This is a genomic window from Nonomuraea sp. NEAU-A123, assembly GCF_018603905.1.
Taxonomy (GTDB): Bacteria; Actinomycetota; Actinomycetes; order Streptosporangiales; family Streptosporangiaceae; genus Nonomuraea.
The window spans coordinates 152,603-162,636 of sequence record NZ_JAHFZZ010000026.1 but is presented as its reverse complement, the minus strand read 5'-3'; the positions used below and the strand labels follow the sequence as shown (position 1 = coordinate 162,636).

The 10,034-nt window shown below is 68.2% G+C and carries 12 protein-coding genes and 1 pseudogene; 3 read left to right on the top strand and 10 right to left on the bottom strand.

The genetic code is table 11. From position 1 onward, the window contains the following. The first annotated feature begins 310 nt into the window (after positions 1-310). Positions 311-892 carry a hypothetical protein gene (locus KLK06_RS49455; protein ID WP_214642728.1) on the top strand — a complete coding sequence of 194 codons (582 nt, stop codon included), beginning with the start codon at positions 311-313 and terminating at the stop codon, positions 890-892. Between the two features lie 19 nt (positions 893-911). Here the strand turns inward: KLK06_RS49455 and KLK06_RS49450 are convergent, their stop codons facing one another. Next, complete coding sequence (locus KLK06_RS49450; RefSeq protein WP_214642726.1) at positions 912-1,865, bottom strand: winged helix DNA-binding domain-containing protein; 954 nt, start codon at positions 1,863-1,865, stop codon at positions 912-914. A 189-nt stretch (positions 1,866-2,054) separates the two neighbouring features. On the opposite strand from KLK06_RS49450, the gene KLK06_RS49445 reads away from it, so the two are divergent. Next, positions 2,055-2,303, top strand: coding sequence for a hypothetical protein (locus KLK06_RS49445; protein ID WP_214642723.1), 249 nt, complete (start codon positions 2,055-2,057; stop codon positions 2,301-2,303). Positions 2,304-2,307: 4 nt separating this feature from the next. On the opposite strand, the gene KLK06_RS49440 is transcribed toward KLK06_RS49445, so the two are convergent. The 9 genes and pseudogenes from KLK06_RS49440 to KLK06_RS49405 all read right to left on the bottom strand — a co-directional run bounded on the left by KLK06_RS49440 (position 2,308) and on the right by KLK06_RS49405 (position 9,554). Beyond that, positions 2,308-3,306: an aromatic/alkene monooxygenase hydroxylase subunit beta gene (locus tag KLK06_RS49440; RefSeq protein ID WP_214642721.1), complete on the bottom strand. Its 999-nt coding sequence runs from the start codon at positions 3,304-3,306 to the stop codon at positions 2,308-2,310. 2 nt (positions 3,307-3,308) lie between these two features. Further along, positions 3,309-3,614, bottom strand: coding sequence for an MmoB/DmpM family protein (locus KLK06_RS49435; protein ID WP_214642718.1), 306 nt, complete (start codon positions 3,612-3,614; stop codon positions 3,309-3,311). 11 nt (positions 3,615-3,625) lie between these two features. Continuing rightward, positions 3,626-3,985 (bottom strand): Rieske 2Fe-2S domain-containing protein, encoded by a 360-nt coding sequence (locus KLK06_RS49430; RefSeq protein WP_214642716.1) that lies wholly within the window; start codon positions 3,983-3,985, stop codon positions 3,626-3,628. Next, the gene (locus KLK06_RS49425; protein ID WP_214642714.1) at positions 3,975-4,226 is read right to left on the bottom strand and encodes a toluene-4-monooxygenase system B family protein; all 252 of its coding nucleotides are present in this window, start codon (positions 4,224-4,226) and stop codon (positions 3,975-3,977) included. The genes KLK06_RS49430 and KLK06_RS49425 overlap by 11 nt, the downstream gene beginning before the upstream one ends. A 10-nt stretch (positions 4,227-4,236) precedes the next feature. Beyond that, positions 4,237-5,733, bottom strand: a complete 1,497-nt coding sequence (locus KLK06_RS49420; RefSeq protein WP_214642712.1) for an aromatic/alkene/methane monooxygenase hydroxylase/oxygenase subunit alpha — start codon at positions 5,731-5,733, stop codon at positions 4,237-4,239. A gap of 89 nt (positions 5,734-5,822) precedes the next feature. Beyond that, the gene (locus KLK06_RS49415; protein WP_214642710.1) at positions 5,823-6,683 is read right to left on the bottom strand and encodes a transglutaminase-like domain-containing protein; all 861 of its coding nucleotides are present in this window, start codon (positions 6,681-6,683) and stop codon (positions 5,823-5,825) included. Positions 6,684-6,702: 19 nt separating this feature from the next. Next, positions 6,703-6,999 (bottom strand): annotated as a pseudogene (locus tag KLK06_RS62740) (DUF58 domain-containing protein); the annotation flags it as partial. Between the two features lie 186 nt (positions 7,000-7,185). Then, entirely contained in the window at positions 7,186-8,163 is a 978-nt protein-coding gene (locus KLK06_RS49410; RefSeq protein WP_250907234.1) for a MoxR family ATPase, read from the bottom strand. A gap of 77 nt (positions 8,164-8,240) precedes the next feature. Beyond that, positions 8,241-9,554, bottom strand: coding sequence for a transposase (locus KLK06_RS49405; protein ID WP_308168791.1), 1,314 nt, complete (start codon positions 9,552-9,554; stop codon positions 8,241-8,243). Positions 9,555-9,578: 24 nt separating this feature from the next. Here KLK06_RS49405 and tnpA point away from each other — a divergent pair, with 24 nt between their 5' ends. Then, positions 9,579-9,998: an IS200/IS605 family transposase gene (gene tnpA, locus KLK06_RS49400; protein WP_214642708.1), complete on the top strand. Its 420-nt coding sequence runs from the start codon at positions 9,579-9,581 to the stop codon at positions 9,996-9,998. Positions 9,999-10,034: the final 36 nt, after the last annotated feature.

Here is a 10,034-nt window from a genome sequence, read left to right as displayed (position 1 = left end):
TGGAGAAGTGGTTGTAGAACGAGCCCATGCCGACGTCGGCGGCCTGGGTGAGGTCCAGGATCGCCATGTTGGTGTTGCCGTCGGCGATGAAGGTCTGGGCCGCGTGGATGAGCGCGGCGCGGGTGCGCGCCTTGCGCCGGTCCAGGCGGCTCGGTGCGGCGTCGGTCATCTGTCCCTCTCCTGTGGGCTGTGGTGCGCCCTCCACTGTAGTGGGATCCGTCAAGAGTGACGGAATCATCACTGATGCTTTGGCGAGTCATTACACGACTGACGATACTGTCCATAAATGACGAAATCATCAGATACCATCATGCCCGCAGTCACCACCACCACCGCGGTAAGTCCCGAGCACGCGGTCACGGCGCTGCTAAGCGAATACGACGCCCTGAAGGCGGAGGAGCGGCAGCGGATCGGCGTGCGTGGCCAGCTGTTGTACGCCACGCTCACCGCGGTCGCCGGCATCAGCACTGTCACCGCAACCGTGGGCCGGCTGGAGTTGTTGTTGCTGCTGCCGCTGGCCGCCACGGTGCTGGGCTGGGCCTACGTCACCAACGATCACAAGATCACCGCCATCGGGCGGTACGTCCGCAGCCGTCTGGGACCGTGCTTGGTCGGCCTCGTCGACGACGGCTCCAGTGACATCGACCTGTTCAAGTGGGAGAAATACCACCGCGAGGATCCACTCCGCCCCTCTCGCAAGCGGCTACAACTGGCGGTGGACCTGGCTGCGTTCTGCGTGCCCTCGCTGACGGCCCTCACCCTGCTCTGGCTGCTGGGCCCACACACTCCATCGGTCCTGCTCGGTTCGGCCGCCGCGCTGGCCGCTGTGGTGGTCCTGGCGACCCAGATCATCCGCTACGCGGACGTAGCCGGTCCCGTACAACGGGCATGAGCGACGGGTAGGTCCACGCTCAGCCGAGGAACCGCCGGACGTCCGCGATCTCGGCGTCGAGCTGCGGCCCCGGCGCCGGCTCGCCGAACGGCGACACCGTCACCTCGCTCCCCTTCCGTCCCCAGACCCCGGCGATCATCCCGTCGACGAGCACGACAGGGCGGAGGATCCCGCCGCCGGGGAACACCTTGCGGGCGTGTTCGGCGGGCAGGATGGGGTCTCGGCTCTTCCAGCCCAGCAGGTACTCGTCGAAGGCGGGGGCCAGTCGTACGAGCTGGGTGGACGCGGGAAGGCCGACGGCCGCGGGCGGTCCGGCGAGGGACCAGGCGGTGCGGGCGGCGCCCAAAGGGAGGCCTGACCAGGCGGCCAGGTCTTCGGGGGTCGATGGGTGGTGGGCGCGGCGGTAGCGGTGGGCCAGTTCGGTCAGTGCGCGGTCCCTGTCCGGTTCGGGGACGATGGGGGCGCCGAGCCAGTCGGCGGCGTGCACGTACGTGGGCTTCCCGCCGCGTGGCGGACCGAGCACGGCCAGGCCGTGGTGGGCGGCCAGGGCGACGAGGTGCACGATGCCCTGGCCGCTCGCCCTGCCCGCCAGCCGTTCCGCCAGTTCGGCCTTGGTGAGTGGGCCCTGTCCCGCGAGGGTGCGGTCGATCAGCGGGAGCAGGTCGTCGCCCGTTACGCCCTCCTGGTGGAGGCGGCGCGTGGTGTTCGTGGCGTTCCGGGTGAGCGCGTGGATCCACGGCAGGTCGTCGGTATGGACGAAGTGCAGGGTGCCGCGCGGGCCCCAGGTGCGTACGATCTCGCGGTCCCGCCACGCCGCCTCGACGTCGGCCACCGTGACCGTGGCCGACCGCGCGCGGAAGGCGAGGTAGGCGGCGGTGACGTCCTGCGCCTGTACGGCGAGCAGGTGACGGACGATCTCACCCACGCTCAGGCCCGGGGGGCGGTGCAGCAGCTGGGCCTCGACGCTTCTCATGCACTCGATCTTCCCGGACGAGGTCGGCGGAGGAGCAGGAGAGCCGGGATGAAGCTTTCATCGCGTCCGCGATGTTCGCGCTGGTCGTCGGGGTCAGGCGGGGGCGGATCTTGCGGTGGTGCGGTGCTTGGCGTCCAATTCACGGTGATCGCTCTTCGCGATTTCCGGCCCTTCATGAGGGGAGAACTGGTGCGTCGCCGAATCACCGCCTTGTCGCTTGTCGCGGTCACCGCTCTGGCGCCCATCCTGGCCACGAGCACGCCAGCACACGCCACGTCCACGCTCCAAGTCGTCTACACCAACCTGCCCTATGACATCTGCATCAGCTTCGGCCGGTCGGGCCAGGAGACCGGACGCTGGCAGACCTGGTGGTGCAGCACCCACCAGCCCGAGAACCCGATGTTCTACACCTACGACCTGTGGGCGTACGTGAACTGAGGGTCTAGCTTCGTGGCCCGCCGGGTGAACGCTCGACCGTCGCGGTGACGGCAGTCACCACCTCGCCGGGATCGGCGGGTTTCGGGGCTGTGGCGAACAGCGGGGCCAGGCCCTCGACCGCGGCCATGGCACGGGGGCGCCAGGTGTCCTCCCATTCGGTGATGGGCTTCAGGTTCTCCGGGCGGGCGGCGATGGCGTACCTGGCCAGTGCCGAGCTCCAGTCCTGGCTGCGGGCGGTGTCGGCGCCGGAGTCGCGCAGGAGTCGTGTGGTCAGGCCGTCGCCGTTGGCCAGGGCGAGGTCGGCGAAGCACTGCTTGAGCAGGGTGTCGAAGGCGGGTTTGACGACGAGGTTGAGTGCGGTGAACGCCTCGCCCCAGTCGTAGGCGAGCAGGAGCCTCTCCAGGGTCTCCCGGGCGGGCTGCCAGGCCGGGTCGTCCTCCCAGAGGGCGCGGGCCGTCTTCCCGTCGGCGAGTGCGGCGCCGTGGGTGAGCGACAGCGACTTGGCCCGGTAGGCGATCCATTGCAGCGCGCGGAGTTCGTCGGCGCCCTGGAACAGTGCCGCGTTCATGATGGCGGTGCTCGGGGCGAGCTGGCCGACGTACTCGCTGGTGATCTGCAGGACGTGGAGGGCGAATCGGGCCGGTAGGTACAAACGGCCCAGCACGGCGACCCATGCGGGGTCGAGGCGCGCGTCGTGGTCGTCGGCCTCGAAGCTGTCGACCACGCCCTCGGCGTAGATCTCGCGTTCGTGCTGCAGGGCGATGTAGCGCCGGTAGTTGAGCTGCGCGTGGTCGCGGAAGCCGTCCCAGTCGGGGGCCTGCAGGGGCGACCCCTCCCGGTGCCGTAGGTACCACTGGTTGATCGCGCTGCCGGGGTCGAGGTCGAACGGGGCCGGCTGGCGGCCGAAGTGGTAGTGGAAGCCGCGGGTGACGATGTCGTACTCGGTGGGTCTGCGGCGTTCGCCGTCGAACAGGCTCCAGGTACGCCGCCGGGTCGTGGCCATGGTCAGTCCTCCCTGGTCAGGTACCAGACGAGTTCGTCGTCACCGATGTAGCGCATGCGGCCCGCGAAGCTCGCGATCGCGGGTTCGAGACCGGCCAGCGGGAAGGGGTGCCCCGCGGCTTCCTCCAGGCTGGCGCGCGTCAGGCGGAGCAGATGGGGAGCGTGGATGCGCACGTATCCGCCGTGGTCCTCGACGAGGAGCTCCTTGTCTGGATTGTCCTTCTCCAGCGCGGTCACCAGCGCGTCCACGACCTCGGGATCGAATCCTCTGGCCACAGGTCCCACCAGGTGTTCGCGGTCATCGGCCACGACTGTGCTCCTCATCCACGGCATCGGTTGTGGTGACGCCGGCCGTCGGCCGGCACGGCTACGTAGATCCGCTCGCCGTCCAGGCGGACCGGGAAGGCGTACAGGCGGCAGGTGTCCGGGTTGTTCCCCCGGCCGGTCGTCAGATCGAACTCCCACCCGTGGCCCGAGCAGGTGAGCACCTCGCCGTCGAACTCGCCTTCGGCCAGCGGAAACTCCGAATGCGGGCACATCCCCTGGTAGGCCCGCAACTCGCCGCCCGGCAGATGGGCCAGCAGCACCTGGTCCTCCCCCACCGTGACCTCGGCGATGTCGCCCTCCCACAGCTCGTCGAGGGTGCCGACGCTCGTCCAGGACAGTTCCTCAGGATTCATCGAAGAACGCCTCCACGTGATCGAGCGGCCCCACCCCCGCCTCGCCGATGCGTTGCTCGGGCGGCAGCACCCGGCCCTCATGGCGAACGCGGATCGGGGCCGATCTGGCCGCCACCCGGTGGCCGACGACGTGCTCGGCGATCTTCTCGCCGACGACCTGAGCCGTGTCCTGATCGTCGACGGCGACGAGCAGCGCGACGATATCGTTCTCGAAGGTCGCGCTCAGCGGGAGCAACGCCATCAGATCCCCCTCAATCGGCGGCCGGGCCGAGCGCCCAGGCGTAGTCGGTGGCGTCGCGTCCCTGCTCGGCCTCGGACAGGCCCATGTAGGCGAGCGCTCCGGCCAGATCGGGCGGCACGATGTCGCCGGCCAGGAAGCGGTCGATGAGCGACTTGTGCCCGGCGAAGCGTTCCGGCCGTCGGGTGAAGATCCACTTGCACGGCTCCGAGCAGAACAGGTACGTCCGGCCGTTGTGGGTGTGCCGCAGCGGGGCGGCCGAGTCGAGCGCGCCCGCCATGACACCCGCCACGCGGACGATCGGGATCTGGCAGAGGTTGCAGGTGATCGGCAGCGTCTGGGGGAAGGTCGCCGCGACGTTCCCGCTGCGCAGGTTGTCCTGGATGACGTCCCAGTTGCGGCCGAACGTGCTGTTCCAGCCCGGGTACTTCTCCTCCAGCCATTGGCGTTCCGCGGCGGAGACGCCCGCGTCCGGGTTCCACCACACGGTGGGCCGATAGTTCCAGACGCCGAGGTGGATGGCGTGGTGGTACCAGGTGAGTTCGTCGATGAACTGGTCCCAGTACCAGGGATAGTCCAGGCCGAAGTCGCGGAACTGCTCGGCGAACTGCTTGACGACCCAGTCCTCGATGAATTCCTTGAACGACATCCGGCGGCTTTCCAGCGGCGTGTAGTAATCCATCGACAGCCCCGTGAGCACCGCGAACGCTCGCCAGGAACGCCAGAACATGTGGTCGATCAGAAACTGTCCCCATTCCTTGTGCCCGTTGTCGATGAGCACCTTGATGGTCGGCTCGCCCTGCTGGGAATGGCGCGCCTCATCGGTCTGGATACTGGAGATCAGCGCCCCGAATTCCAGATCGCCGACATCCATCGCATCGGCCGCCATGCCGAGGAACTGCAGGTTCGTGAAGCCCGTCTCCAGGGTGAAGGTGAGTTGCAGTGCGATGGAGACCGCGTCGTTGGCGACGAACATGTCGTCGAAAAGGTGCCGGACGGCGAGCACCACCCAGTTGTTCGTGTGGAACGACTTCAACGCCCAGTCCGCGCGCGGCTCCTTGTCCAGCAGCCCGTACGGGAAGAACGCCTGGATCTGCCCGTGCCGCATCTCATCCAGCGCGCCGAAGGTCGCCGTGTTGCGCCAGGCCGCCGACCTGCCGAATCGGGCCATGCGCGCCTCTCCGATGGCGGCCAGATACTCCGGCATCGTGATGGCACCGTAGTGCGCCAGAATCACCGACTTCCAGCCGGGATCCAGTTGGTCGAACAGCTTGGAGCGGCTGATCGCGTTCTTCAGCGAGTAAGTAGCGGTGTCTTTGGTGACCTGGTTGTGGACGTACTCGCGGTAGCTGATCTTGTACGGCTCGTCCCACTGGGTCCATGCCTCACTGGTGACCCGGTGAGAGCCGGATAACTCCTCCGGGAAGACCTCTTCTTCGGTGACATAGCGGAACGTCCAATTGGTGTCGCGTGATAGGTCGTACCAGTCGCTACGTGAGAGCTTCGGCATCGCCGCCCCTTGAACGGGTTTCACGACAAGAACAATCCCAGACTCCTCAATGTCATGGAATCGCGCTTCGGTCAAATGACTCTGGAGGGTCAGCGCAGGAGCAGTCGCTTGCGGAGGCGGGTTTTGAGGGGTGTTCTGGCGCGTACGGCCTGGCGGACGGCATCGCTGTGGCGCCAGGCGGCGTCGGCGGCCTCGTGGGCGACAGCGTCGGGGGCGTAGCGGACGAAGTTGGAAATATCGGCGAGTGGGCGGAGGTGTGCGGAGATGTCGGCGGGATGCCGGGCCACCACGTCCTCGGCGGTCAGCGCCTGCTCCCCCTTCAGGCCGAGGTCGTCGCAGGTCTGCCACCAGGCGCCGAGCACGCGCCGCTCCGCGCCCGCCACTGTCCTGCGGGCCCGCCTGCGCCACCACGGCAGCACCATCGCCGTGCCCGCGTACACCACCAGGATCCCCGCGCCCGCCGCCGGGACGATCACCCACAGCGGCGGCCCAGCGGAAGGCTTGTCGCCCGCCGTGGGCTGCTGGCCGGGCTCCGGCTGGTTCACGGTGCCCTGGGTGAACTCGCCCTCCAACTCCTCGCTCTCCTTGATCGCGGAGGACGCCACGTCGTGGTCGTCCTTCGCGCCGCCGCGGCCGGGCGTGGGGTAGAACGGCCGCCAGCCGAGCTTGTCGAACTTGATCTCCGCCCACGCCATGACGTGGCCCGATTTAACGTGATAAACCCCGCCGGACGCCTGCCACGGCCGGAACCCGACCACCACCCTCGACGGCAGCCCGAGCGTCCTGGCCATGAGCGCGAACGTCGACGCGAACTGTTCCGACGTCCCCCGGTGCGTGGTCTCCAGGAAGAACTCCAGGCCCTTCAGCGAGTGCCCCGGCGGCGCGGTGACGTCGTACGTGGCGTTGGTGCGCAGGTAGTTCTGCAGCCGGTACGCCTGCTTGATCGGCACGTCCGGCGACGGCGGCCGAGGCGGCGGCGTCCACGGCCAGTTCGGTGAGGTCGCGGGTGTCGAGGACGACCGTCGTGGTGGGCAGGCTGGCGTCGATGAGCTGGCGCACCATGAGCGTGCCGGTGCGGGCGCTGGACTTCCAGTGGACGTGGCGCAGGTCGTCGCCGACGACCCTGGCGGCGCGTCTGGGCAGGCGGGGCAGGTCGACGGTGTGCTCGGCCGTACCGATCCGGTCCTGTGCGCGCAGCCCCGACAGGCCCCGGCGGCCGAGATTGCGTACGTGAAGAACCGCGACGGCCGCGTCACCGCGCGCCACCTTGAGCGGCGTGACCTCGCGGTGCACCTCCAGCTTCGGTCTGGGGGCGGTCCAGGCGAGGGCGGCGGCGAGCGCGAGCAGCCCGCCGGTGGCCAGCACGACGGGTTCCGGGTAGCCGAGCCCGAACCCCGCCGCGTACAGGATCGCCGAACCGGCGAGCGTGCCCCAGCCCAGCGGTGTCAGCACCTAGGCCGCCTGCGGCACCGGCATCCCGGCGAGGAGCTCGCCGAGCACGTTCGCCGCGGTGACCTCGCGTAGTTCGGCCTCGGGGGTGAGGATCAGCCGGTGCGCGAGCACCGGGACGGCCAGCGCCTTGACGTCCTCCGGCACGACGTAGTGGCGTCCGGCGGCGGCGGCCTTGACGCGGGCGGCCCGCAGCAGCGCGAGGCTGCCTCGCGGAGAGGCGCCCAACCGCAGGCTGGGGTTGGTGCGCGTGGCGGAGCAGAGGGCGACGATGTAGTCGTACACGGGATCGGCGACGTGGATGCGGGTGGCGAAGTCGATCATCCCGGCCACGTCCGACGCGCGGGCCACCACGGGCAGCCGTTCGACCTGTGGCCCGTTGGGCATGCCCTTGAGCACCTCGACCTCCGACACGTGGTCGGGATAGCCGACGGAGATCTGCATGAGGAACCGGTCGAGCTGCGCCTCCGGCAGCGGGTACGTGCCGTCCATGTCGACCGGGTTCTGCGTGGCGACCACCAGGAACGGCCTGGGTACGGAGTGCGGCTCGGCGTCGACCGTGACCCGGCGCTCCTCCATGACCTCCAGCAGCGCGGACTGCGTCTTCGGCGATGCGCGGTTGATCTCGTCGGCGAGCACGATGTTGGCGAACACCGGCCCCTGGTGGAACTCGAACTTCTGGTGCGCCTGATTGAAGATGGACACGCCGGTGATGTCGCTGGGCAGCAGGTCGGGCGTGAACTGGATGCGCCGCCACTCGGCGTCGACGCTGGCGGCGATGGACCTGGCCAGCGTGGTCTTGCCGGTGCCGGGCACGTCCTCGATCAGCAGGTGCCCCTCGGCGAACAGGCAGATCAGGGCCAGCTCGATGGCTTCGTGCTTGCCGCGGATGATGCGCTCGATGTTCTGGGCCAGCATCTGGAAGCGCTGGGCGAACTGTGCCGCAAGCTGCTGCGGTTGCTGCGTCTGCTCGTTGTACAACTGAGGTCCCCTATCTCAGTCGGTGCATTCTTGACGTGCTCCTCCGCATAAATAATTGTGGAGGATTCCTGTGCTGCTTACGCAGCAGCTCGCAGCGCGGGTGCGGGCGAGACTGTGGGACAGGATGCTTGACGCTTCACAGGCCCCGGCATCCCGGAGTCTCCACGTCCTGTGACCGCCCATCCGGCGGCAGAGTTGTACCGATGAAGCTGGTTTCGGGCGGCGTTGGTGTCGGCGTTGCCGATCCATCCGCACGCCAGGTTCTTGCACGCGTACCGCGACTGCGTCTCGCGTGATCCTGCAGTGGTGGTGCGGCAGCGGTGGCACTCTTGGCTGGTGCCGTGCGGGTGGACCTTGGCGACCAGGCCGCCGCGGTCGGCGCTCTTGTAGGTCAGGAACTCCACCGTTCGCCCCCACGCCTGGCCCGCGATCGAGCGGTTCAGGCCCCGCTTTTGGGTGACGTTGACCCCCGGCTCCCGCACGGTCCCAGACGCCGAGGCCATCATGTTGGTGATGTTCAGGTCTTCGACCACGATCGCGCTGAACCGCCGCGCGAGGTCGGTCGTGCTCTGATGCTGCCAGTCGACGGCTCGGCGCTTGGCTGTCGCACGGAGCCGGGCGATCTGGTCGTAGGTGCGGCGTTCCCGATGGGAGACCGGGTCGCCTTTCTTGCGGGCGGCACGCTGACGGGCGCTTTTGCGCTCCAGACGCAACAGCCGCTCGCGCCGCCCGCTGCTGAGCCACGGACCGTGCCGAAGGTGCTCCCCGCTGGACAGGGCCAGGGGGACCGTGATGCCCCGGTCCATACCGGCCTTCGGCCCGATGTGCGGTACGGGGACGGATACGACCAGCTCGATACGGAAGGCGATATTCCACCCGTGGGCCTCCTTCACCAGGCGAGCCCCGGTGATCCTCCCAGAGGGTCCGCCCTTGGTGACGCCGGGCAGGTCTTTCGTCAACCGGAACCTCACCCGCCCGACCTTGGGCAGGTTCACCGCACCCCACCTGCGGTTGATCCCGGTGATCTGCAAGTCGCGGGCCTGGGGAACGTCCACGGCCATCCGGGACACAAACCGGCCCTTGAACGTCGGACGCTCGGCCGGGTGGTCGGGGTTGAAGAAGTTCGCCCACGCCTGCCGGTAGGTCTTCAATACAGCTTGCGCAGCCTGAGCAGGGAGCTGCCCCATCCACTCGATCTCGTGGCGGGCCTGCCGAATCGCCGCGTCGCACTCCTTCAATGACGCCAACCGGCCCTGGCGGAAGGTCGTGAACTCATGCAGCAGGTTCCACACGGCACGCGCGGTGTGCGCCTGAGCGTCCAAGACGGCCGATTGCCGCTTGTCCAACTCCAGGCGCGCGACGTGCGCACGCTTGTGGTTCACTCGCTCCACACCGTGATCGTATCGTTTGGTGTCATGGAGCAGAACCCCGACGTACGCAAGGGAAGACACTGCGTTCACGAACTCAGTGTCCACCTCGTTTTCGTCACCAAATATCGTCACAACGTCTTCACGGAGCCGATGCTGACCCGCTGCGAAGAGATCATGAGGAACGTCTGCACCGACTTCGGATGCGAGCTGATGGAGTTCAACGGCGCCGACGACCACGTCCACCTGCTCGTCGACTTCCCGCCCAAGGTCGCACTCTCCATCTTGGTCAACTCCCTCAAAGGCGTCTCTGCCCGCTACCTGCGCAAGGAATACGACTCCCACCTCCGCAACCACCTCTGGCGCGGACATCTCTGGTCCCGCTCCTACTACGCGGGCTCAACCGGCGCAGCCAACCACGCCACCGTCAGCAACTACATCCAGGACCAGGACCGGCCCACCCGCTAAGGTTCAGACACCCTCGCGCCCAGAGGACACTCCCGC